The sequence below is a fragment of the Prevotella scopos JCM 17725 genome, assembly GCF_018127785.1.
GTDB classification, from domain to species: domain Bacteria; phylum Bacteroidota; class Bacteroidia; order Bacteroidales; family Bacteroidaceae; genus Prevotella; species Prevotella scopos.
In genome coordinates, this window is the sequence record NZ_CP072390.1 from 1,280,314 (window position 1) to 1,306,194 (window position 25,881).

A 25,881-nucleotide genomic window follows, 5' to 3' on the forward strand; every position below is an offset into this window, starting at 1 on the left:
AAACCTTATTTATTCTGTTTAAGTGTGAATCTATCTCTTTCAAAGTTTTGTTAATTTATTTGTTTTCTGTAGATGTTAGTCCACTTTTTCTTAGTGTAGCTTTTAATTCACTCTTTAAATTTGTAAGAGATTTCATAGCATCACTTACCTCTGATATGTGTGAATATACCTTATTCCCATTCCTGACAGGAATACCTAATATATCTTGAACTGCACCTGCTACATCTGAGAGGTTCAAATGATCTGAAATGGCACTTTCTGCTTTTCCAATAACTTTCAGTATTCTTTGATTATCTTTAAAAATCTTAAGTTTTCCTAGTTTGCTTACAGATCCAACGACATTTTTTGCTGCCCGCATAAAGCGATAGGCTCCAATTGCAGAACTTGCATCAGCAGGCAACACAGGCACTACAGTGGCAACTCCATCGTAAATAAGACCAATAGTCGCCAAGCTTAGATACGATACGCTGGCTGTCGTACTTCCACTGTGTTGCGTAGGTTGCCACCGCCTGGTTTGGCACAATCAGTGTGCGCACCGTCTTCAACACCTCACCCATCTTGCCGTAGTAGTACTCGATAGCACCGCTACCATCCTCACGGAGCATCAGCCTGCCGATGTGATTGTAAGAAGAGTGAATGCCACCATAGTGGTACTTCACGTTGTTCTCCGGATGGTCAGGATAATTGATAGCTGTCAGACGTCCGTAATCATACTCATAGTTGATGGTCTTGCCCTCCTTTTTGAGATTGGCTGTCTGCTTGGTGAGTACATTGCCGAGATTGTCATAAGTAAAGGTGGTAATACCGCTGACAGGGTGGTTTACCTCTGTGAGACGATCGCCCATGTCATAAACGGATGTCATTACGTTGCGTCCGCTGACAATCATCACGATCTCGTCCTTCGGAGCACTACCCTTAGAAGCTGTGGTAACCACACCGTCTTTCTTCACTTGTACTTTGCTGATTCATAATATTAGTTATACAATAATCTATCAGGGGTCACTTGATAATTTATCTTCCATCGAAACCACAACTTCCTTTTCTTTATTTCAACTGCGACGTAATCTCCTCTTGCGTCAATAATATGACGTGTTATACATCTTTTTACTTTCACCTTATCTCTTTTATCGTATAAAATATCACCAACTCTTAACTGAATATCTAAGGATAAAAGATACCTCTTCGTAGGTAAGACTGTAAAAGGACTATTTGTTTTTAATATTTTCCAATCATGACCAACCCTAACAAGGACCTTTCTGGTTGGTGATAATTTACAAAAGAAGACGTAAATCATTAAATCCGGATAATATGAGACCGCATTATCCCTATCTATTTTCAGACACGTTGGTTCATTGCCATTCCTTGATCTTAATTCATCAAACATAGTTCCATCTAAATTAAGAAATGTATATACGCTATCAGATGATACGTAACTGCAGTTTTTTAAGTAAAGAACAGCAATAAGGTTATCACTCCCCTTAGATATCAAGGGGAGTGATAAAATAATCAATATAAGGAGTGTTTTTTTCATTTTCGTTTTCCAATAACAACTACTTCAGGAAGAGCATTTATATACTCTACTGTTTTTATATTGGGTTTGAATCCTTGTAAGTGCAAATGATTGGAATGATTACTTCTTATTCCCCTATCTCTTGCAGAGCGACTGTTCCAACCGCTCCAATCAATGCCGCCAAAGCATCAGAAGAAATAAAACTTTTATTCTCAGATCCAGATTTTACTTAAAATTCAATCATACTTTTAATTGTTTATAGTTATCAATTATTTAACGCTGTTCTTTCTCGTTTATTGTTTACGTTTTTTGATACCCATATAAGGGTAATGAGGAACACCCTTATAAGGGTATTGCCTATTACCCTTATATGGGTGTTAAGAAGTATTTAAATACTAAAGAATCTAGGGCTCTCATTTCACTAACACTCTACTATGAACATTTCCAATATAGAATCATCTACCACCAAGGAGAATGACCAAACCTTAGGCATGAGGGAATTTAAAAGTTCTTCAAAATTATTCTTAAGTACTTCTTTTATTATTTGTCGTTCTATGCTATTATAAAAGTGCCAAGATAGGTATTTCCCCCAAAGACGAATCGCTTCACGATAACCATCTGCTTGTATTTGTCTTACATATGTTCCTCCCTTAAATAAAACTATAATATTAAAAGTTTGCAATTCTGAAGGAAGATGACAATGCTGAAAAATATATGCTTCAATTATTTTTCCATTGACTTTTTCATATAAGCAACTAATATGATGTAGCTTCTTCAAGGGTATTTCCTCTATATAGCCACTATATATATGTTGCTTCACTTTAGACTTGCTAATATTACCAATATGTGGAAATTTCAACGCATCAGCCCATTGGGTCATGGCAACTTTCATAGAAACTGCATCTATTTGTAAAACGTCTGTTTTTTCTCCATATTGATAATTGGTTATAAAAGTATATTTGTCCATCATCTATTACCTTTATGGTTTTTACTATGGTTTTCACCACTGAAATTTCTACGTTCATTAGCCCGATTCATTTGTCTCTTTAATTTCTCTATTTGCTTTTTTACTTCAGGCGTTTTGTTAGGTGAAGACTTTAATTTGTCGTATTCTCGCTTATATTCTTCATATCTATCTCCATTTGCTTCTTTCTTTTTCTGGTTAGCATGAGGAGAATTCTTATTATCCCTTAATTCCGCAGCGTAAAATCTTTTAAGAACTCCAAGTGTCTGAGAAACAAAGTTCTCAAAACACTTGGATATGTCAGAAATTTCACCTATCTTGGCGCTGCTAAACTAACAAGCAAGCAAAACATCTGACATGACAAAGATAGCTATTAAAAACGAGAATATCACTTCTTTCGGTAGAATTTATCACATTATGGACGTTTTCTCTAAGTTGGGCTTTGAAAAACTCACAGAATCTGTATTGGGCAAACGTGGGTGTAGTGATAGGGCTTTTAGTCATGGAAGCATTTTCGGTTCTCTCTTCTTCAGCTACCTTTGTGGTGGCGAATGCCTTGAGGGACATCAATGTGCTTATAGGGCAGTTCAAGCAGAGACCTAATACACTATTACCCAGTGCCGACACAGTGGGACGCGGACTAAAGGAGCTTGCCGAAGAGAATATTGTCTATAAGAGCGAAACCTCTGGCAAGTCTTACAGTTTCAACACTGCAGAGAAGCTAAACACCTTACTTCTGCGAATGATACAGAGGATGGGGCTTGTAAAGGCGGGCAGCCATGTTGACATGGACTTTGACCACCAGTTTGTTCCAGCCCACAAATTCGATGCAAAGTATTCCTTGAATAAACAGCATGTCTTTATGATTCTCACATTCCCCAATGGTTTGGGTGGGGGATTTCATGCCTAGACAAGACCCAAGAAGCCCCGAAAAACCTCATATCAACATATAGAGCCACAAAAAGACATCTCAACACATAAAATTTTCTCACAAGGAATAATGCTGCGGGATTGAGGGATTCTTCTAAAGGAAAAGAAAAGACCATTCCTTTACTCAAAACTGAGTATAGAAATGGTCTTTCTTCATTGGAATGTTTCAAACTATAAGATTACCAAAATGGTATTTGTATTTTGACACACCTTCTTTTTTGTTTTTATGCATTGCTTGTTGAATTATCTCTTACATGAGGGCTGCTCGTCCAAAACGCTTCGGTGTTTTCAGGTATAGATTATTAGGCTACACCTGCACCAAAAATTGCAGTTCTATGTTGAACTTGCAATTTCATGGCTATTTGAGAAGGCTTCATTTTCATAGTTGCGACATCCCTTTAAAACTGATTTTTTTCGAAATATATGTTTTGATTATCAGCCTGTTGTCGGTATTTATCACCTCATCGAGAAAGGCTTTGAAGAGATTTTCTAACGAAGATATAAGAAATTCAAAGTTTATAGTCCGATTTCTTCCCATCCACTTTGTTTTCTACGAGGAAATTGCGATCTTTGCTGCATTAACAGAAGGTTCTTTGAGACATTGCAGAATAAAGAATTGGAAAGAAGCTCGCTCGTCTCTTATTCGTTCACCCTTTGACACATATCCTTCTTAGACTTCTAAAAATCAGGTTTTTACTATTCGTGAAATGATTTTATAACGAATCGTGTGGGTTGTGTATTGATATTCCACCGGTTTGGTGCGGGTGCTTAGCACATGTCGTGCGGATGGTATGCACCACATGTGCGGAGGATTAACACCATTGCTGTATATGGAAGGGTAGTAGTTTAATGTGCGTCAAGCGTATTAAAACTAAGGTCAATTTAGAGTTGTGTTTAGTTTTTTGACAATATTTTTAGGCTCTATAACGAATTACCCACACGATTCGTTATAGAGCCACATTTTCTAATATCGGTAATCATAATTATGAATTCTGAATTAAAATCCCTATCTTTGTACCGCTTAAATTTATTTTCAGATGAATAAACAATTATTATTAGCTGCCTTATGGCTCAGTCCTTTGGGTTTGTATGCACATAAGGCTACGGATTCTGAGGCTACTACTTTGAAAAGTAATGCGCCTGTACAAAGAGTAATTCGGAGTATTGACGAGGACAAGACGCGACAGCGTTTTACACTCAGTGGATATGTGAAAGACCGTAATGGAGAACCACTTATCAACGCAACTATCTACGACCTCACCACACGACAAGGTACGATGACCAATGCCTACGGACATTTCTCGCTCACATTAGGCGAGGGACGGCACGAAATTAGGTGTAGCTACGTGGGCTATAAGACCCTTGTCGAAACCATAGAACTTACTGCCAATCAAAATCATGACATCATCCTGCAGAACGAAGCACAGTTGGATGAGGTTGTGGTGACAACCGACCTTAACTCGCCTTTGCTAAAAACACAGACAGGTAAGATTTCTCTCTCACCAAAGGATATTAAGACTGAATACGCATTGTTGAGTAGTCCTGACGTTATCAAGACTTTGCAGCGCACGAGTGGTGTGTCAGATGGTATGGAACTTGCCAGTGGCCTCTATGTTCATGGTGGTAATGGCGACGAAAACCTCTTCCTCCTCGATGGTACACCACTCTATCATACCAACCACACCTTAGGTCTTTTCTCCTCGTTCAATGCGGACGTAGTGAAGAATGTCGACTTCTATAAGAGCGGTTTCCCAGCACGCTATGGCGGTCGTCTGTCGAGTGTCATCGACGTGCGTACAGCTGATGGCGACCTTTATAACACCCATGGCAGCTATCGTATCGGTCTGCTCGATGGTGCCTTCCATATCGAAGGACCTATCAGAAAGGGCAAGACATCCTATAACTTCGGCTTGCGTCGTAGCTGGTTAGACCTCTTGACCCGTCCTGCCTTTGCGATTATGAACAGCAAGAGCGACAATGAAGACAAGTTGAGTATGTCGTATTTCTTCCATGACTTAAACTTCAAGCTGACCAATATCTTCAATGAGCGTTCGCGTATGTCGCTGAGCATCTACTCTGGTGAGGACCGATTAGACGCAAAAGACGAGTGGCGTAGTAACAATAGCAGTGGTTATAACGACATCGACATCTATGAAAACCGTTTCCATTGGGGTAACTTCAATGCTGCCTTAGACTGGAACTACCAGTTCTCACCGAAGCTCTTTGCTAACTTCACAGCCGTCTATACGCACAATCGCTCAACGGTTAGCAGTTCGGATGAGTGGAGATTTACACGCCCAGGAGAGAAAGAACAGCTGACACTGACCTCTCATGGCTATCGTTCATCTATCGATGACCTTGGATATCGAGCAGCTTTCGACTTCCGTCCAAACCCACGTCATCACATTCGCTTCGGTCATGACTATACTTATCACCGCTTCCAGCCACAGACCACCAGTCGTTTTGACAGCTATCAGGGCGAAGGTATGGCAAAGACTGATACCATTGCGAGCCACAGTCATAACAAGAATGTGGCACATCAGCTGACTTTCTATGCCGAAGACGAAATGATGCTCAACGAGAAGTGGAGCCTCAACGGCGGTGTGAATGCGGATGTCTTCCATATTAGTGGTAAGACCTTCTCAACGCTGAGTCCACGTCTGGCAATGAAGTTCCAGCCTAACGACCGTCTATCTTTCAAAGCAAGCTACACGTTGATGAGCCAGTTTGTGCATAAGATTGCCAATTCCTTCCTCGATCTTCCAACCGACTATTGGGTGCCAACGACAGCTCGTCTACATCCAATGCGCTCATGGCAGGTGGCTGCGGGAGCCTATATGAAACCAAACAAACACTGGTTGCTCTCGTTAGAGGCTTATTACAAGCGTTCAAGCCATATCCTACAATATTCAAGTTGGGTAGGACTGGAGCCGCCAGCAGCCAATTGGGACTATTTCGTTATGGAGGGCGAAGGCCGCTCATATGGTGTTGAGTTGGATGCTGATTACAATATCTCCAACCTCAATCTACATGGTTCTTACACCCTCTCATGGGCAGAGAAGAAGTTTGATGACTTCTACGATGGATGGTACTATGATAAGTTTGACAACCGTCATAAGTTCACCTTCACTGGCCGTTGGAACATCACGAAGAAGATTGCAGCCTTTGCCGCATGGACCTTCCGCACTGGTAACCGCATGACCATCCCAACACAGTATATTGGATTGCCAAACGTACCAGACCAGTCTGCCGAAGCCTTGAACTTCACTTGGAATAGTGACGGTGGCTTGAACTTTGCTTACGAAAAGCCAAACAACATCATCTTGCCAGCTTATCACCGTCTTGACATCGGCTTCGACTTCCGTCATACGACCAAGAAGGGCAATGAGCGCATCTGGAACCTCAGTTTCTATAATGCCTATTGCCACCTGAATTCTATGTGGGTACGTGTGAAAATCGACGATAAAAAACAGATGAAGATAAAGAACATGGCGTTCATCCCTGTTATTCCATCGTTCAGTTATACATTTAAATTCTAAGCTTCGAGTATGAAAAAGATATTATTTTTCCTCTTCCTTGCCCTGTCGGTAATGAGTTGCAAGGATGAATTCAGCGTCAGCAACCTGCCTGAGGCAAAGGCAAAGTTGGTTGTCTATTGTATGCCTTCTACTGCTGACACCACTTATATCACAGTGTCACGTAGCATACCTTTGAAACAATATAACGCAACACAGAAGAATGTGCTAATTGACGATGCAGCTATCAGCTATCAGTTGAACGGACAAACCATGCCGGTGACAGCCTTAGGCAATGGTCGCTATCGTGTTGTGGGAAAGCAGAAAGCAGGCGACAAGGTGCAGTTGCGTGTTGAAGCACAAGGCTTAGAGGCTGTTGAGGCATCTACAGAGATTCCACAAGCCATTGGTATAAGCCACCTTGCGACGCGCATGGTGCGTATGAAGGAAGACCCTTCGTCAAGTGTAAAAGACTTCCTACAGCTGCAAGCAACCTTCACCGACCCTGCTGAGACACACGACTACTATGCTGTATGTGTGAGAAGGAAGATGTTGCGCAATTTTTATGTGGCATGCTACCGTAATATGGGAGGAGAAATGCAGGTAGTAAGAGTCTACTATGATTACGACGAATATTTAGAGACGAGCAAATATCAACAATGGGATAGCGTCTCTATCGAATATCAGTACGATAACTTCTATGTGCCTATTACTACGGCAAGTGAACCATTGCTGAATCCACTGTCTGATATAGACGACGATTTCGACTTCAGTAGTGACTTCTATCAGAACTTCTATATCTTTGATGATGCTACTATCAACGGCAAGACCTATACCCTTCATCTGAACATTGAGCCGTTTGTGCGTGCCACAAATATGTCTGATAAGGCAGCGAAGGAGTTGAAGAGATTGTATAATATCGAGGAAGGTGTGGAGGTAGAACTCTATCATATCACCCCTGCTTACTACCGTTTCTTGCAGGCGTTGAACGATGTTTCAAACAACTCTCTTGCCCAAGCAGGTCTATCTAACATCCGTACTACTTACAGCAATGTGAAGAATGGTATGGGAATTTGCGCTGGGTTTAATATGCAAAGGAGGTAGAAAAGAAAAGCCAACAAACTAACATAGCAGAGGGTGTGTCAAAACTAAAATAAAGACAGACCAAAGTTACAATTTGTAACTTTAAAAATAAAAGAGCCATATCAAACCCAGTATTCGAGTGATGATATGGCTCTTTTTATTGCTTTTAAAAGCGAGCAAGTTTCAATTTATAAGCTCATGTTTATTAAAATGGAGTTTTGACGCACCCTCCTCTTGTTATTTGATATTGTTTTTGTTTTTCATCCACCATCTCACAGCCGCATTCATAATCTCTTTCATGCCGTTGAGAATCTCTTTGACATTACTTTGAGTTAATTCACCATTGCCCTCACCGCCTGCATGCAGAAGGATAAAAGTCTTATCCAGCGGAGAATAACCATAGAGACCACGACTTTTAATGATTTTCAAATCCTCCTCAAAGCGTTCGGGTGTAGTACGTATGACTTGAACATCTAGGCGAGGCCATGTAGTACATTCAATTAACTCAACTTCTTTTCCGTCCACTTCATGAATAGAATAATGGAATTCATAGGTTTTCATTGCTCAATAACTCATTTAGTTGTTATAAAATTACATATAGTTATTTATATTCTTACGATGTTCAGGACAGAAATACGTTCATATAATACGTAGAAAAATATCTGTACTTTTGGTTTGTCTCCAAAGCTACTCTTTACCATAAGTATAATATTTTTTCATTTATCGCCTTGGCGATGTCTTTTTGTTTTGTTCTATTTTGGAGTAGTACAGAAATTGTGTAACTTTGCCCCGAGGTTAATTGTTTGTACGTCACAATGCAAATTTAATTAATCCTTGGGAGACAGAGGTCTCCCTTTTTTGTTTTTATGCATTGCTTGTTGAATTATCTCTTACATGGGGGCTGCTCGCCCCCAAACCCCTCGGTGTTTTCAGGTATAGATTATTAGGCTACACCTGCACCAAAAATTGCAGTTCTATGTTGAACTTGCATACGTGAATTCAACTAGCAAGTACAAATTTACTTAATCAGTTCGTAAAAGGATTCTCTTGGTGTTATGAAATTCAATTTCTTTGGCTCTATAACGAATCGTGTGGGTTGTGTGTTGATATTCCACCGGTTTGGTGCGGAGGCTTAGCACATGTGGTGCGGATGCTTAGCACATGTGGTGCGGATGGTATGCACCACATGTGCGAAGGGTTAACACCATTGCTGTATATGAAAGGGTAGGGATTTAATGTGCGTTAAGCGTATTAAAATTAAAGCCTATTTTTGATACCCACATCCACAATTACTTGTGTGAGGAATGGACATCAAGGTTTATAATAAAAACTAAGCATCAGCTCTCTACCTCTAATGTCTTGATTACTAAAGCTACTTGAAAGCGTATTGTTAAGCCCATAGCTATAGCTTTTATTATTAAAGACATTGTTCCACGCAAGACTCAGGTCGAAGTGTTTGGCTTTAAATATCAAAGTGAAGTCTTGAAAGAACATATCCTTAAACTCCTTTTGTGCAATCTCGTTATGATAGTATTCCGTCAAAGTTTCCAGACTTAAGACCTTACAAAGGGGTACTCTAAGTCTTCCCTCATGCTTCCAACTATTTAGGTTAGAAGTCTTTCCGAAAGCAGGCATCTTCATCTGATGAAAGCCATAAGTAAGTTTATAAGTTAAATCTACACCCTTTATTAAACCTATATCAAGGTTAGAGGTTATATTTAAGTTCTTTGTGTCGTAAGGCATTCGTTGGTTATTCTGAACCATATAACTATTCATGGCATTATATAACGCCTTTACATTTAGCTTTCCTTTCAAGAAGCCTATTCCTTGCGAAGCCATTAGGAACATATTCCAGCTATTGTACTTCGTGTCTCCTTGTGTCAGTGATTCTACGATATAGTTGCCCACAAAATCTTGGGTTGATGTATAAGGAGAGTCTCCAAACGACTTTGATATGCGGAATCGTATAGAAGTACCTTTCAGAGCATCGCTATAAACAACTCCTACTCCTACGCTTTTCTCTTTGTTTAGATTATAGCCTGCCAGACCTTTATTCATATATTGATAATCTTGCAGTACCAACGTTGGATAAAATTGGGCAGCATTAATCTGCATTGTATTAATAGATGCATCAGCCGAGAATGTCCATGATGCTGTGGCTTTCCATCTTATACGGAGGTTAGGGGAGAATAAGAATTTAGACTGACCATTATCTAAACTATACTTATAATGGTTGTACGACATATCGCCAGATAATGTGAAATTAAAGTCCTTCACTGTATATTCAATGCTCGGATTGGTATAGAAACTTGCAAATGTAAAGCTGCTTTTGCCCATCAGTAGTCCAATACTATCTGGAACTCCCACTAAATCAGAAGTGAAGCGGTGTTCTCCTGCATTTACTCCTATTTCTCCTGATAGAATAAATCTACCTATTCTAAGACTTCCACTTACGTCCGTATTCGTTTCATAGTAATGTTGATTAATAGACTGTACCAGTGAATCGACATATAGTTGTTGCGGACGTACATCCATTATATTCTTTGATTGCAGAGTAATAAGGCGTTTGCCATATTTCTTCATTATACTGAAATTATCTTTTAATGTATAAATCGGAAGATTACCCATCATCTTATGCGGATGAGTCCCCTGTTCATTCAGCCATTGTTTGTTCCAAGAAAAGTCACCAGAAAGCTCATTTTTAAGATAATGATTTTTAGCGTTATTCTCGTATTTTATCTTTGCAAAGAGGTCATTACTTTTCTCCAAATACTGTTTTCTGTTTTCTATTGTCCTTATACCGCTATTCGTATAAAAGTCTGAATGGCGCAAAGAGGTAGCCTCATTACGGTCATTGACAAATGTAATCTGCACGTTTACCTGAGAGTTTTCATCTATACGCTGTAGTGCATTCAAACTAACTACATGTGTGCGGTTAAATAATGAACGTCCTTTGAGCAATAAAGGCGATGGTGAAGGAAGAGAGAGCATAGCTGACAAAGGACTTTGTAGCTCATTAAAACTTAAAAGATTGTCCGTCTCTCTCCTTATATTCTTACCTATATTATTTGTCTTATAGGTGAGAATTGTCTGAAAAGAAGGCTTCAGACGCATGGCAAAGGTTTCAAAATTCCACAATCCTCCATGACTCTTTAGTCCTATGCCACCGCTATAGGTCGTCACCCAGTGTGCCTTAGCCCCTTGCTTCATTCTGATATTGATAGCGTTATCGTCAGAATAAGTAAAATCATCTAACACACGGATAGGTTGATGATGCTTCATTACTTCTACCGTTGCTACATCCTCTTGAGGCAATGACTTTGTTGCCAAGCCATATTTCCCTCCCATCAGATTCATACCTTCTATATAGAAGTTGCTGATAGACTTACCCTCGTATTGTATCTCGCCATTTTCTTTATTCACATCAAAGCCCGGGACACGCGCAAGAACATCAGCCAATGTTCGGTCTCCTTCTTTTTTATAGGTAGTGAGTAGATATTGAATCGTATCACCTTTTATCTTAATTGGCTTTGCCTTTACAGTTATCTCCGATAACGTTTTCGTATCTTCCTCTAATGTAATATGCTGTGCAGGCATATCCATTGTAACCTTTAATTCCTGCTTTTTATAACTTATTGCTGAAATAGATAGAATATTACCTTCTTGTGCTGTAATGGTAAATTTCCCCTTAGCATCTGTCTGACAGAAATGTAATGTCTTTTTTGTGGTTGCATCTACAGTCTTGATAATAGCTGCAGACACAGGGTGTCCTCCTACGTCAGTAACGACACCTTCCACTATCCTCTGTGCACTTATTGACTGTACAAGTAGGATAAGCAAACATAAAATAATATATTTCTTCATTAGTAATATCTTATTCTAATTCCATTTCGGGAATAAAGATTGTATTCTTTGGATAGAGCGTATGGTTTGAAGCCTTTTTTAAATAAGAGAGTCGGTCTATATCCTTATACTTTTTCTCCCAGAAATTATAAAACGTTACAGGTGGCAACTGCTCTCTTTTTATGTTACTTGCAATTATGTCTAAAAAACCATCGCAATGCGCGGCTAAGATTAAACCGGGTAGTTCACCTAATTTCCACGGACCGAGCGGTAAAGGAATCTCCTCACAGAACCACACCTTCCAGTCTCGTCCACGGAAATGTGTTGTCGCCATTGTGCAATTAAACCCTATTATATTTCGTGTACTGTCTTCGTGAATAACCCATTCCGGTGTGGGTATGTCTTCTGTTATCTTATAGTGAGAGTCCCAGACCTGTGTGTAAGTTGTCATTTTTCCTTCTTCAAGATTTCTGTAAAGATAATCATTATAATTAGGACCTCCTACTGTCGGAATGGTCTTATTTTTATTGCGAGCAGCTTCTATCTCTTCATTAATTATCGCCAAAGCTGTCTCAGGGTTGCTCCCTAAGGAATCGGACCGTAAATTATGATAGCTAAAATATTCACTTACATTCTTTCCTATTCTAAGCGCATAGTCATCATAACGGTTAAGATACTTTGTGTGATAACAGATTTCGAGAATGCTCGGTTCAATGATATGTGTCTCTTGTCCAAAGCAACTAAGCAGTGACAACATGAATGTGATACAGAAAGAGTATAATTTCATAATCATTATTTTTGATTAACGTGTTTAGAGATAATCCACTGTGCATTAGTCTCTTTTCTTTATAGGTCTCATTGATTTAGATATTGCAAATATATAATAATATTCAATACGGCGCAACTATTTGGCTCAATAATTTGCAGCGTATTATGTAAGAGGAATAGTAGTTGTGTTTATAGCTTTTGTGGATAATGTAAAATAAATTCACAACGTGCTTTTTTATTGATGCTCTTTTGGATAGAATATTACCTTCTTGTGCTGTGATAGTAAATTTTCCTTTAGAATCTGTCTGACAGAAATGTAATGTCTTTTTTGTGGTTGCATCTATAGTCTTGATAATAGCTGCAGACACAGGGTGTCCTCCTACATCAGTAACGACACCTTCCACTATCCTCTGTGCACTTATTGACTGTACAAGTAGGATAAGTAAACATAAGGTAATATATTTCTTCATCAGTAATATCTTATTCTAACTCCATTTTGGGAGTCATGGTTGTATTCTTTGGGTAGATTGTAGGGTCTGAAGCCTTTTTTAAATAAGAGAGTCGGTCTATATCCTTATACTTTTTTTTCCAGAAATTATAAAACTTGACAGGTGACAACTGTTCTCTTTTAATGTTACTTGCAATTATGTCTAAATAGCCATCGCAATGTGCAGCTAAGATTAAACCGGGTAGTCCACCTAATTTCCACGGACCGAGCGGTAAAGGAATCTCCTCACTGAACCACACCTTCCAGTCTCGTCCACGGAAATGTGTGGTCGCCATCGTGCAATTAAAGCCTATGACACTTCGTGTACTGTCTTCGTGAATAACCCATTCCGGTGTGGGTATGTCCTCTGTTATCTTATAATGAGAGTCCCAGACCTGTGTGTAGGTTGTCATTTTTCCTTCTTCAAGATTTCTGTAAAGATAATCACCACTATTAGGACTTTCTACCTTAGTAGTTTGATTCTTACTTTCGAGTCTTTCTATCCATTCGTTAATTACCGCTTCAACTGTCTCAGGGTTGCTCCCTAAGGAATCGAAGCGTAAAGTATGATAGCTAAAGTATTCACTTACATTTTTCCCTATCCTAAGTGCATAGTCATCATAACTGTTAAGATACTTTGTGTGATAACTGATTTCGAGAATGCTCGGTTCGATGATATGTGTCTCTTGTCCAAAGCAACTAAGCAGAGACAACATAAACGTGATACAGACGGAGTATAACTTCATAATAATTAGAATTTTATTGATATGACTTAACTTAAAAAAATATTAAGATGTTCTCAGGCCTTAGTGTCAGGTAGTAATACTTATGGTGTTGACCATTGTTTGGCTTTTCAACTCGTTCGGGTACAAAGATAGTATTTATTTACTAAGGTTATGTCAAGAAAAAGGAAAAAATAGTGGTTAATTACAAAAAACTTACAGCCTCCGCCTTTCAATATTCTTGGAGATATAGGCATCGGATTTTTTGCTCTGTAACGTTTCGTGCAGGTAGATTTAGAAACTTGCATAGTATAATTTCCGTTACATTCATAGACAGACCTTAGATTTTCGAAGTCATGAGTTTTATTAGCAAAAAAGAGAGTATGAAAGATATTCTAAAACTGAAAACTTTATTGTAGTAATATGTTATATTACGAACTAATCAAAACCTATTACCCACACGAAACGTTATAGAACCATAACTTCGATTCTTCCATTAACGCTATACGAAAAACATCTACGCATTTATCAGAATAGTCATAAAAAGTCATAAAACATAAACTATAATTCTTACTATAGTATAGTTTCCTACCGATTTGGGTTAACGGTCTCTGCATACTCTAACACAGTATGTCGATTACAAAGCATTTCCCAGTAAAAATAATTTTGCTGTCACTACTGTCACCCTAATTCATTAGTTAACTTATTATGTAACAGTAGGATTACACAAAATGTTAAATGTGACAGCAAAACGAAATTAAAACTATTCGCGGAATAGTGTATATAAATTCCTTCTTACGTTAGTAGACTTTATCACGCTATAACACAAAGCCCCCTAAATAACCCCAATCAGGCGTAATATAGTTGGTGTGAGCAGAGCTGTAAAAATACCATTGAGCGTAATACCCAAACTGGCAAAAGCACCATACTTACTACTATATGCCATCGCTGTTGATGCACCCACGGCATGAGAAGCAGCACCCATAGAAAGACCTTGAGCGATAGGACTATTGACATGCCCCCAAGACAAGGTCTTAAAACCAACTAATGCACCAATAATACCCGTGATTACTACTACGGCAGCCGTAAGCGAAGGAATACCTCCAAGACTCTGCGTTACCTCCATAGCAATAGGTGTTGTAACTGATTTACTTGCCATTGAGAGTATGATGATATCTGGAGCACCACAAAGTTTGGCTACAAAAACAACACTCACGATACCCACCAAACAGCCCACAAGCTGTGACATCACGATTGGGAACCACAATCGTTTTATCGCATCGAGCTGAAGATAAAGCGGTACACCTAAGGCAACAACCGCCGGTTTAAGCCAGAAATCTATGAGCTGTGCACCTTGCTTATAAACACCAAATGACACGCCTGTAATCTTGAGATAAATAATAATAAGCACAATGGCTATCAAAATAGGATTAAGCAACATCCAGCCCGTTCGTTGCTGTAAACGACGGATATAAAAGAAAACCGCAAATGTCAATGCTAGAATAACATATTGATTGGAAAAGATATCCTTACCATCCTGTATAAGGTCAATGGTTTGACCAATTGTTTCATCCCATGAATTCATTATTCATCCTCCGCGTTAGTTAGTGTTTCTTGTCCGTGCAAAGCTTTATTTATCTCTATTTCCTCCGCTTCTTCCATCGCTTCAAACTCCTTTTCTTGCTCCAATGCCTCCTTCATCTTCCGTGCATGCGCACGATGATGAAGTAAGTCCATCGCCATCAGCCGACGTTCAAACTTTATGACAAGCTGATGCATCTGTCCTGTAACAACAAGAACCAAGAGTGTGCTGACAACAGTGGCGGTGACAATAGGGAACCACTGCGCCTTAATAAGGTCAAGATAGAGAATAAGCGCCACCCCAGGTGGTACAAAGAAGAAACCAAGGTTGGCTATCAAAATCTCAGAGAGCTGCTTTACCCAACCTAACTTCACCCACCCCAACTTTAGAAAAAGCGTGAGAAGGAGCATACCAATGATACTGGACGGCAGCTTTATTCCTGTAGCCCAAACAACAAACTCTCCCAATGCTAAGCATCCGAAGATAACAAAAAACTGTCTTGCCATGTGAAATCGTTATTATTCAACACTACCATAGCTATGGCCGATTGAATAGTTATTGCATGTAATAAGCGAGTGCAAAGTTATAGCTTTTTTAGGAATCAACGGCTGTTTTTCCTCTTTTTAATACTTACTAATAGCCTATAAGATGATATTTGTCAATAGGAAAACAATCGTAATCGGATTTTTTTGCGTAAGTTTGCAAACAATAAAAAGTTATACGACTTCCACAATGACAGAGATTGATAACAATATATCCGATAAGAAACTGCGACTTACCATCAGATTTAGCAGGAACAACATGGCATTTGCGGTGGGCGACCCACAAGAGAATGGCATGCTCGTCTATGAGCCTTACGAGATGAATATGGGTATCTCCGTTGCTGCCAACCTGCGTGAAGCCTTCAAGGTATCGGAATTGCTGCAGAGTGGATATAAACGTTTGTTAGCAGAGATGGATACACCAGTGATGCTCATGCCTATTGATGACTTTGGCACGCAGGATATCGAAACACTCTATCATCATACCTATCATAGGCAAGGCAACGAAGAGATTCTATCGAGTATCCTTCCTGATTTGAATGCTATTGCCGTCTTTGCAATTAACAAAGACCTCAAACTTGTTATCGACGACCATTTCAAGGACATTCGCATACAACCACTTATGCAGTCGGTATGGACACATATCTATCGCCATCTGTATACTGGTCCACGGAGAAAACTCTTTGCTTATTTCCACGAGAAGCGTATGGAAGTATTCAGTTTTCAACAAAACAGATTTCGTTTCAGTAATTCCTACGAGGTGGAGAACGAACATGATGCATTGTATTATCTCCTCTATATATGGAAGTTGACTGGAATGGACACCGAAAAAGATGAACTGTGTCTTATTGGTGACACGCCTTATCTGAATGGGTTCATTGACAAAGCAAAGCAGCATCTGAAGCTCTGCAGGCTTATCAATCAAGAAGTTTATTTTAGTAACAGCCAACTGGCGAAACGGAAGGAACTTCCATACGATATGAAAGCTATCTATCTAGAATAAAAGAAAATATGCGAATCATAACTGGAAAATATAAAGGTAGGCATTTTGATATACCACGTACCTTTAAGGCTCGTCCTACAACAGACTTTGCCAAGGAGAATATATTTAATGTCATCAACGCTTATGTTGACTGGGAAGAGACAACTGCCCTTGACCTCTTTGCTGGTACGGGGAGCATCTCTCTCGAACTTCTCTCACGTGGCTGCCGACAGGTGGTTAGTGTGGAGAAAGACCGTGACCATGCCCGTTTCATCAGTCAGTGTATGGAGAAGCTTGGCACAGAGGATAATATTCTTATAAAAGGCGATGTCTTTCGTTTCTTGAAAAGCTGTCATCAACTATTTGATCTCATCTTTGCTGACCCTCCTTACGCATTACCAGAGTTGGAAACGATTCCAGAACTCATTTTCCAACATAACTTATTAAAAGAAGATGGCCTACTTGTCTTTGAACATGGCAAGAACAATGATTTCTCCACTCACCCCCACTTTTTCGAACATAGAAGTTATGGTAGCGTCAACTTCTCATTGTTCAAGTAACTAAGTAAGAACAGAATGTACAAAAGGGGACATATTCTTTTAACATACATGAGTGAAGGGAATAATTCGCATGTAAAAGGAACGTAACGGGGCAAACAACTTGTCAAGCAAACCAAAAGAGGTATCTCGCTACACCCTTCTTTGTCCTACTGATATTCTACATGTTTGGTGCGGACGCCCAACACGAATGGTGCGGAGGCTTGGCACATATCGTGCGGAGGACTAAATCAATTATTATATATCATTGAATAGATGAAAGGGGAGTTCGAAAGGATCTTAAACGAACTTTTCCTATTTAAATGGAACACAGAGGACTGAGCAAAAGAAGATGTCGTTAAAGACAAAGATTTGGAAACCACGTTGGCACCGTTGGTGCTTGGAACAAAGGGAGGTTGTAGAATTATTTTGCACAAAAAGGTCTAACAACTTTTCTTCCTGTCAACTCAAAACTGGTCAATCACACTAAAGGGGTAACTCGCTATCTATCAGTCTTTTATGAAATTAATACTACATAAAACATCCCGAAAATTTATGAAAAATATTTTTGCCGGTTAAACTTGGGCTATGTTCAGACACTACTTTAAACGACTTAATTGGACCAGATTTTAATGCTTGAGTGTTATAATAAACAACTATAATACTGTAGAATAAATATATAGCACAAGCTAAAATCATTAAAAAAAGATATCTATGTACCTGTTTGTACTCCATTTTATTGACCGCCATAATCTTTAGGTAATTGTGATTGTACTTTCTTTCCAACTTCTTTTTGTATTGTCTCCACTCCTGTTGTAAATGTAACCAAAGTTCCATATAATTCTTTTGTTTCTCTCATAGCAGATTTATCGTTCCTAATTAATTTCACTTTAGGAGTTCTCCGTGACTGTATTTTTTTCTAATTTTTGTAAAACAACAGTATAGTTATGGCTGGCCTCTGCTGTAGCCTTTTTAAGATAGCTTGACAGAAGCATATGACCAACACCCTTACTAATAGGTATATGCAACCTGATATTTCCAACATAGATTAATAGTCACGATGTTTGTTGAAAAATGCACTAATAGAGGTGGATAACATCTTTACTTCAAAAGGAGTATGAGTTATGGAGAAGACTTCTCCTGCATTATTAATGGCTATATAATCTCCATCGTTTAAATTTTTAATAGTATAATATATATTCCCTCCAATCTCAAGTTCATTAATATCACCTATATCTATTTTCTTTTGTTCTTCTAAAGAAAGTTTTTGCAGAAAAAAATGTATGATATTTTTCTTTCCGTTTGAATGATTTGCACATGTATTTTCTTCTAGCGTATTTAGACAGATTTTATGCCAATCTAGAGAATTATATTTCGAATTAAAATAATAACCAATTATTGTACCAAACGAAATATCTAGTTGCACTTCTACATACACTTGTCTTTCTTTATTCCAAATAAGAATACCTGACAGTGTTACTAACTCGGGATAGTTGTAATCACTATAATCATGGTATTCTCTATTGAGAATTAAACTATAAAATCCTTTTCCATAATGTTTATTTTTACATTTTCCTATAATATGTTTGCTATTAATTTGTTCTAGGAGAAAGTTCCACCTATTTGGCAAGATGCAAATCACATTTTTAAGAAAGGAGATATCCTGTTCCTCTATTTTATTTTTATCAAAAAAGCTAAACATCTTATTTTGTTTTTAAATTATACTCTTCTCTGGCCCACTTCGGTGCTATTCTTACCACGGTAAGAATCTTTTTGTGCATGTTCCAAGCTTGATACACGTTTTAAATTGATTCTGTTATTTTTAAGCCGATTGGGTGTCCACTTTGACTTTACGGTATAAAGCGATGATGTAATAAGCTTTATGTATCTATTGAGGGACTGATTCAAGAAAAGATGATACTTTCTTTACATGCAAATCATTCCCAGCACTCCTCCTCTATGAAGGAGAAGGGTTGGGAGGTGAAGCCGGCGATTGGGGAGCGTGTGCCCTTTGTATCTTCAATCATACATTCTACAAGCAACTTGTCAACTCATTAGCCATAAGCGTGGCGTGAGGGTCACCGCTCAAAGATTTTTTACCCTTTTACTTTTTACCTTTACAACAATGGGCTCAACAATCTTACCATAGATTCCCAAAGTCGTTGTAGGAAGGAGCGATGTGTTAGGTTCCGTACATCTTCAAGCGCAACACATTCCTCTTGGTCCTTCAAGAAGATCTCCTTTACTTCCAAAGCTATTTTCTTATCATAGAAGAAGGCATTAGCTTCAAAGTCATTCTCAAAGCTACGGAAGTCAACATTAGTCGAACCAATCGTTGCTATACTATCATCGGCAACAAGAAGTTTTGAATGATTAAAACCAGCCTTATATAAATAAACTTTTACACCTGCTTTTACCGTATCTAAGACGTATGTGCGTGAAGCCCATTCCACAATCTTTGTGTCTGTCTCGTATGGAATCATCAGTCTTACATCAATTCCCGACAAAGCCGCAGTGCGCATAGCAAAGAGAATTGGGTCAGTAGGGAGGAAGTAAGGTGTCTCCATATAGACATATCGCTTAGCACTGGCGAGAACTCTTACATAGCCTTGCTCAATCTCAGGCCACAAGCTGGTTGGGCTACTGGTGACGATCTGCACAAGACAATCATTCTCAGCTACCTTACTAATAGGATAATAAATATGATCGGTTATCAACTCACGACTAACAAAGAACCAATCAATAAGAAAAGCACGTTGCAAACCATATACTGCAGCACCCTTTATCTTTACATGTGTATCACGCCAAGCAAGCCTCTTTATACCTTTCACATAACGATTGGCGATGTTCATACCACCAATAAAACCTACCTCACCATCAATGACACATATCTTTCTATGATTACGATAGTTCACTTTACTGGTGAACACAGGGAAGCGTACGGGCATAAAAGGATATATCTCTATTCCCTCGGCACGCATACGATCAAAGAACCGATTCTTTGTTTTCCATGAGCCCACATCGTCATAGATAATACGTACTTTTACCCCTTGTCGTGCCTTATCAATCAAAGCATCCGCAACAATCTGCCCCAAAGAGTCACTGGCAATGATAAAGGTATCTAAGTGGATATGGTGTTCAGCCTTACCAATCTCCATCAACAACGAAGGGAAGAACTCATATCCAGAAGTAAAGATTTCGGTCTCGTTATTCTTAAATGGTAAGACCCAGTTCTGGTTCATAAAGAGTTTGATGAGTTCGCGATACTCAACAGGCAGATGGAGTCGTTTCTGTTCAACAAACTCCAACATGGAATGCTTCGTCAGCTGGTCCATACTATGCTGCCATATCTTACGCTCTTTACGTGTTGTCTGACCAAAGAAGAAATAAAGAATGATACCTAACATTGGGATAAACGTCAGCACCAACATCCATGCCATTGTCTTGGCTGGCTGCCGGTTAGCCATCAACACGCGTACCATCACCATGATGATGATGACGACATAGATTGCTAAGAATACCCAATGTACATAGATCATAAATATCCTCCTTATTTACTATGTCTTTGGAACATCGTCTCTATTTATGTTTCCTTTTTCTCGTAACTGCTGAATATAAGCCAGTTCATCTAAGGCAAAGTCAGCACTCTCTGGGTCGTCCATCATCTGACGAAGTATCTCTTCGGCCTCATCAAGTCTTCTCAATTCTATCAACACATAAGACTTTCGCCTGTAAAGAAATTGCAAGAAGGGGCGCAATGGGTGTTCTATCTCGTCATCCTCATCCTCTGAAAGCGAACTACGCAAATCTTCCAGAATACTATCTATAGCCATTAATGCACGATGGTCGCCGAGATTAATCAAACAGTTCACATATCCCTGTGCATAGAGCGCATGGTTAAGTCCGATTATTAACGAAAGATAATAATAAGCACGGTCATACTGACGCAACTCATTATAGCAGAAACCTAACATATAGCAAACCTCAGAAAAGACACTCTTCTCAGCTTTGCTCAGTCTTTGGTAATTGGGATTCATCAGGCGATAAGCATTCTCCAGACAGGCAATCGCCTCATAGTAACGTTTTTGACGATAGAGTGTACGACTACGATAAACAAAGCGGGCAGCATCCACATGCTCCACTTTAGCTAACATCTGTTGCTCTTCTGTAAGCTGATTTTCCTCGCCATTAGCCATCTTGCTCTTGGCTTCTTTCCACATATAGACAAATTCATCCTGCAATTGCTTCGTTGAACGAAGATCGTATGCCAACAAGACTGCTTGCGACTGCACCTGCACCTCGCGTGAGTTAAGCGGTCTGCCTATCCCTGAGGGCAATGGTAACAACGTAGCAACAACCTGATAGTAAAGTATATCATCACATCCATCTGCCTGCTGAATACTGAACGTCATACGGCGACGAGTCGTTGGATGGGCTGGAAGGAAGAAGACAAGGTCGAGCATAGCCTTCTGCCGAACAAAGGCACCATTCGCTATCAAGGAATCAGAGAGGTTATAAGTAGCAATAGCCTCACGATCGCTGATTGTCATCAGCTCGTCTGTGATAACTATCAACTCCGAGAAGACAACATCCACAAAGCCGAAGACCTTATCCATCCATTGCCTTAGAGTGGCAGCTTCTTTATCATTCTGTCGCCAGTCAGCACCTTTCTTCTGATGTCTTAGCTCTTGTTCACGAAGAAGGAAGAAATCACGTTCAACTTCTTTTGCTGCCCATTCCAAGTCAGGCGTTGATGAATTCTTCGCATCGTTCTTTACCTCTGTCAGATATCTTACAAAAGAGTTCTGCCATGCAAAAATATCCACCATCGCCGTTGATACGATTTCTTCAGCACGATCTTCATCCAGCAGGAGAGGCGTCATGATATGGAGGTCGATGATGTTTGTTTCTTCATTGAGAGTATAACTGAAACGTGGACCATCAGAATTAAGATTAAAGTGGTTACAGACATGGCGCACAATGTTGACATCACTCATCTCAGCCTCAGCAAAGAAGAGGTATGACAATTCTACCTGGGGGCGTTTATTAATAATGCGAATCCCAAAGTGTCCGCTCTGAAAATTAAAGCGAATGATGGCAGCATCCTTTTCTTCTTGCCACTCCCCAACACAGTTGAGGGCCTTCAATGCCTTTGAAACAATCCTCTTATTCTCACCCATATCAAGGCTTGAGAGCCGAAGTGGAGGATTGAAAAGCCTTCTTATCTTATTCATCATACCAGAATATTTGTACCTGTTTTTTTTGCTAACTCATTACGAAGGTTCTGTATCTTCATAATCTCTCCCATAATCTCTTGCATCTCTCCCGCATCTTTCGTTTGAAGGAGCTGTGCATTTAATTCCTTTAAGCGTGAAGTCACATATTCCAAACGGAAGTCAGCAACAAGGTGCAGAACACGATCACGCAAAGTCTGTTCGGTTTCTTTTATCTGCAAACTCTCTGCGAGTTGGAAACGATCTACGCTCAATCTGACAGCTACAGATGCAATATTGATATCCGCATGCTGCGTGAAATACTCTTCTGCCTTGAAGCCTTCTTCACCACAATGCTCTACAGCTTCCTGCAGTATCTTTGTATATAGTTCATTTGAAAAGCCAAGATTATCACTACTAAGGTCGTAAGCTATATATTGTGCTACAGTAAGATTATATATCTGTCCGCTATTCTCATCTTTCACATCACGGAAGATAATCTTCTCACCATCCCTAACCACTGCCTGAATGAGCATCTGTTCTACCTTTGACACGGGTTGAGACGAAGCTATGGCTATCGCATCTTCCCGTTGCTCATCAATGACAGCTGCCCTATGTTGCTGTTGTTCGCGTGTCTGCTGTTCCCGATTGGAATAGATATTACGATTCATCTGTTCCATCAGGGTACGTTCTGACACACCTGTACGATTGGCACACTCACGAATATAGGTATCACGAAGGATTGGGTCTTTGATGACCGAGATACTCTGAACGATTGAACTAACAGCTTCTGAACGCTTAATAGGGTCGGTGACACCATTCAAGAGTACATTAATCTTAAAGACGATGAAGTCCGTCTGATTATCTTCAATATATTTTCTGAAATCCTCCGCACTGTAACTACGTGCAAACTCATCTGGGTCTTTACCATCAGGGAGCAGCAGTACCTTCACATTCATACCCTCTGCCAACAGCATATCCGTACCTCGAAGGGCAGCATGCTGACCAGCCTCATCGCCATCATAGAGCAAAACGATATTCGAGGTGAAACGATGTAGGAGTCTAATCTGATATACAGAAAGTGCCGTACCGCTATTCGCCACGACATTCTCAATACCACACTGGTGCATAGAGACAACGTCAGTATATCCCTCCACCATATAGACAAGGTCGTGCTTGGCAATGGCTTTCTTTGCTTGGAAGATACCATAGAGTTCCCGTTCCTTATGATAGATAACACTATCGGGAGAGTTGACGTACTTCTGACTAACGCCCTTCGTACGAGAATCTAGCAGACGACCGCCAAAGGCAGTCACCTTACCGCTTACACTCACCCATGGGAACATCACACGTCCATTGAATCGGTCAATAAGTTCTCCGTTTTCACGCTCAATGCAAAGACCTGTCTTGACAAGAAACTCTCTTTGAAAACCAGCTTTCAATGCTGCATCAGCAAAGGCATGACGGTTCGACAAGCAGAAGCCTAGCTGAAACTTACGAATGATATCGTCTCTAAAACCACGACTGCGGAAGTACTGCATACCGATAGCCATACCATCAACATCCTTATGCAAGATATCGCTAAAGTACTTCGCAGCCCACTCATTGACCAAGAACATTGATTCTCGTTCATTCTCCTGCTGCTTTTCTTCATTCGTCAGTTCACGTTCATGCACCTCAATATGATACTTATTCGCAAGCCACTTCAAGGCTTCAGGATAAGTCATCTGTTCATGCTCCATGATAAACTTCACCGTATTACCGGCTGCACCACATGAAAAACATTTGTAAACACCTTTCACGGGACTGACGGAGAACGAAGGTGTACGATCATCGTGGAAAGGGCACAAGCCTTTGTAGCTTGTTCCCGTCTTGCGTAAAGAAACGAAATCGCTGATTACCTCAACGATATTCGACGCATTCATAATCCTATCTACGGTTGCTCTATCTATCATTATGCTACAAAGATAACATAAACCGATGAGATTGCAAAGTAAGAACAAGAAAAAGATTAACACTTCTATGAGACTTTCAAATAATCTCCAAATAACAATGATGGAAGATAAAGCATAGCAAATAGCCGACAGGTAACAAATACAAACACAAATGAATGGTTTTTGTGCATCTTTTTTGTTTATGTTGCAAAAAAAATGTACTTTTGCCCTCAATCAAAATCAATTGAATATTCAATAACACATTATTATATTTATGAGTTTGAAAATTGTAGTACTTGCTAAGCAGGTACCTGACACAAGAAATGTGGGGAAAGATGCTATGACAGCCGAAGGCACGGTTAACCGTGCCGCACTGCCTGCCATCTTCAACCCTGAAGACCTAAACGCTTTGGAGCAGGCTCTGCGACTGAAGGAACAGAACCCAGGCTCTACTGTAGGAATCTTAACCATGGGTCCTCCACGTGCCGGAGAGATTATCCGCCAAGGTCTCTATCGTGGCACTGACACGGGTTGGCTGCTAACCGACCGTAAGTTTGCTGGTGCTGATACGCTCGCTACGTCATACGCTTTGGCGATGGCTGTAAAGAAAATCGGAGATGTTGACATTATCATCGGTGGACGTCAGGCTATCGATGGTGATACCGCACAGGTAGGACCACAGGTTGCGCAGAAGTTAGGACTCAACCAAGTTACCTACGCTGAGGAGATTCTAAAGATTGAAAATGGCAAGGCTACTATCCGCCGTCATATTGATGGTGGTGTAGAGACCGTTGTAGCTCCATTACCAGTTCTCATCACAGTGAACGGTACTGCTGCTCCAGCACGTCCTTGCAATGCCAAACTCGTTATGAAGTACAAGTATGCTACTTGTCCGATGGAGCGCAAAGGCGATGAGCCTTGGGCACACCTCTACGAGGAGCGTCCTTACCTCACACTGAATCAGTGGTCAGTTGCCGATGTCAATGGCGACGAGGCACAATGCGGTTTGAGTGGTTCGCCTACAAAGGTCAAGACGGTACAGAATATTGTCTTCCAAGCTAAGGAGAGCAAGACACTCACTGGTTCAGACGAGGATGTAGAGGGACTCATCAAGGAACTGTTAGGAGAGAAGATTATTGGTTAAATAAAAAACAAATAACCGACTGACCAACCAACTAACAAGCCAACCGACTGGCAAGCCAACCGGCCCCTCCCCCATCCCCTCCCCCAAAGGGAGGGGCCAAGAGCAGTTAGGTAGGTGTTTGGTCGA

The 25,881-nt window shown here is 40.0% G+C and carries 20 protein-coding genes and 1 pseudogene; 6 read left to right on the forward strand and 15 right to left on the reverse strand.

The genetic code is table 11. The features are described from left to right. Positions 1 to 55: 55 nt before the first annotated feature. The 4 genes from J4856_RS10755 to J4856_RS10770 form a co-directional block, all read right to left on the reverse strand. On the reverse strand, positions 56 to 403 hold the full coding sequence (locus J4856_RS10755) for a polymorphic toxin type 28 domain-containing protein (protein ID WP_143150372.1): 348 nt from the start codon (positions 401 to 403) through the stop codon (positions 56 to 58). Then, entirely contained in the window at positions 390 to 950 is a 561-nt protein-coding gene (locus J4856_RS10760) for a hypothetical protein (RefSeq protein WP_025837833.1), read from the reverse strand. The genes J4856_RS10755 and J4856_RS10760 overlap by 14 nt, the downstream gene beginning before the upstream one ends. Positions 951 to 973: 23 nt before the next feature. Then, positions 974 to 1,531, reverse strand: a complete 558-nt coding sequence (locus J4856_RS10765) for a hypothetical protein (protein ID WP_025837835.1) — start codon at positions 1,529 to 1,531, stop codon at positions 974 to 976. A 400-nt stretch (positions 1,532 to 1,931) separates the two neighbouring features. Further along, positions 1,932 to 2,480: a hypothetical protein gene (locus J4856_RS10770; RefSeq protein WP_234967322.1), complete on the reverse strand. Its 549-nt coding sequence runs from the start codon at positions 2,478 to 2,480 to the stop codon at positions 1,932 to 1,934. Between the two features lie 351 nt (positions 2,481 to 2,831). Between J4856_RS10770 and J4856_RS10775 the strand changes: the two are divergent. The 3 genes and pseudogenes from J4856_RS10775 to J4856_RS10785 all read left to right on the forward strand — a co-directional run. Beyond that, a pseudogene (locus J4856_RS10775) lies at positions 2,832 to 3,315 on the forward strand (IS1380 family transposase); the annotation flags it as partial. 1,126 nt (positions 3,316 to 4,441) lie between these two features. After that, positions 4,442 to 6,943: a TonB-dependent receptor gene (locus J4856_RS10780; RefSeq protein WP_065367729.1), complete on the forward strand. Its 2,502-nt coding sequence runs from the start codon at positions 4,442 to 4,444 to the stop codon at positions 6,941 to 6,943. 9 nt (positions 6,944 to 6,952) lie between these two features. Beyond that, a complete protein-coding gene (locus tag J4856_RS10785) occupies positions 6,953 to 8,023 on the forward strand; it encodes a DUF4249 domain-containing protein (protein ID WP_025837839.1) in 1,071 nt (356 codons plus the stop codon). Positions 8,024 to 8,239: 216 nt separating this feature from the next. Here the strand turns inward: J4856_RS10785 and J4856_RS10790 are convergent, their stop codons facing one another. The 6 genes from J4856_RS10790 to J4856_RS10815 form a co-directional block, all read right to left on the reverse strand. Further along, positions 8,240 to 8,563: a hypothetical protein gene (locus J4856_RS10790; protein WP_025837841.1), complete on the reverse strand. Its 324-nt coding sequence runs from the start codon at positions 8,561 to 8,563 to the stop codon at positions 8,240 to 8,242. Between the two features lie 750 nt (positions 8,564 to 9,313). Next, entirely contained in the window at positions 9,314 to 11,866 is a 2,553-nt protein-coding gene (locus J4856_RS10795; protein ID WP_065367728.1) for a carboxypeptidase-like regulatory domain-containing protein, read from the reverse strand. A gap of 10 nt (positions 11,867 to 11,876) precedes the next feature. After that, on the reverse strand, positions 11,877 to 12,632 hold the full coding sequence (locus J4856_RS10800; protein ID WP_025837843.1) for a GLPGLI family protein: 756 nt from the start codon (positions 12,630 to 12,632) through the stop codon (positions 11,877 to 11,879). A gap of 461 nt (positions 12,633 to 13,093) precedes the next feature. After that, entirely contained in the window at positions 13,094 to 13,846 is a 753-nt protein-coding gene (locus J4856_RS10805; protein WP_025837848.1) for a GLPGLI family protein, read from the reverse strand. Positions 13,847 to 14,657: 811 nt separating this feature from the next. Then, the gene (locus J4856_RS10810) at positions 14,658 to 15,407 is read right to left on the reverse strand and encodes an LrgB family protein (RefSeq protein ID WP_065367727.1); all 750 of its coding nucleotides are present in this window, start codon (positions 15,405 to 15,407) and stop codon (positions 14,658 to 14,660) included. Beyond that, on the reverse strand, positions 15,407 to 15,910 hold the full coding sequence (locus J4856_RS10815) for a CidA/LrgA family protein (protein WP_025837849.1): 504 nt from the start codon (positions 15,908 to 15,910) through the stop codon (positions 15,407 to 15,409). The genes J4856_RS10810 and J4856_RS10815 overlap by 1 nt, the downstream gene beginning before the upstream one ends. A 226-nt stretch (positions 15,911 to 16,136) precedes the next feature. Here J4856_RS10815 and J4856_RS10820 point away from each other — a divergent pair, with 226 nt between their 5' ends. Both J4856_RS10820 and rsmD read left to right on the forward strand, forming a co-directional pair. Continuing rightward, positions 16,137 to 16,949, forward strand: a complete 813-nt coding sequence (locus J4856_RS10820) for a DUF3822 family protein (RefSeq protein ID WP_025837851.1) — start codon at positions 16,137 to 16,139, stop codon at positions 16,947 to 16,949. Positions 16,950 to 16,957: 8 nt separating this feature from the next. Beyond that, positions 16,958 to 17,488: a 16S rRNA (guanine(966)-N(2))-methyltransferase RsmD gene (gene rsmD / locus J4856_RS10825; RefSeq protein ID WP_025837853.1), complete on the forward strand. Its 531-nt coding sequence runs from the start codon at positions 16,958 to 16,960 to the stop codon at positions 17,486 to 17,488. 712 nt (positions 17,489 to 18,200) lie between these two features. Here rsmD and J4856_RS13355 read toward each other — a convergent pair. From J4856_RS13355 to dnaG, 5 genes are all read right to left on the reverse strand, one after another. Then, the gene (locus J4856_RS13355; protein ID WP_262502741.1) at positions 18,201 to 18,323 is read right to left on the reverse strand and encodes a hypothetical protein; all 123 of its coding nucleotides are present in this window, start codon (positions 18,321 to 18,323) and stop codon (positions 18,201 to 18,203) included. Between the two features lie 189 nt (positions 18,324 to 18,512). Further along, entirely contained in the window at positions 18,513 to 19,166 is a 654-nt protein-coding gene (locus J4856_RS10830; protein ID WP_025837857.1) for a hypothetical protein, read from the reverse strand. A gap of 415 nt (positions 19,167 to 19,581) precedes the next feature. After that, on the reverse strand, positions 19,582 to 21,003 hold the full coding sequence (gene cls, locus J4856_RS10835) for a cardiolipin synthase (RefSeq protein WP_025837858.1): 1,422 nt from the start codon (positions 21,001 to 21,003) through the stop codon (positions 19,582 to 19,584). Positions 21,004 to 21,021: 18 nt separating this feature from the next. Beyond that, entirely contained in the window at positions 21,022 to 22,701 is a 1,680-nt protein-coding gene (locus J4856_RS10840) for a hypothetical protein (protein ID WP_025837860.1), read from the reverse strand. After that, the gene (gene dnaG / locus J4856_RS10845) at positions 22,698 to 24,632 is read right to left on the reverse strand and encodes a DNA primase (protein WP_025837862.1); all 1,935 of its coding nucleotides are present in this window, start codon (positions 24,630 to 24,632) and stop codon (positions 22,698 to 22,700) included. Before dnaG ends, J4856_RS10840 begins: the two co-directional genes overlap by 4 nt. A 253-nt stretch (positions 24,633 to 24,885) precedes the next feature. Between dnaG and J4856_RS10850 the strand changes: the two genes are divergently transcribed. Continuing rightward, positions 24,886 to 25,755, forward strand: a complete 870-nt coding sequence (locus J4856_RS10850) for an electron transfer flavoprotein subunit beta/FixA family protein (protein WP_025837864.1) — start codon at positions 24,886 to 24,888, stop codon at positions 25,753 to 25,755. Positions 25,756 to 25,881: the final 126 nt, after the last annotated feature.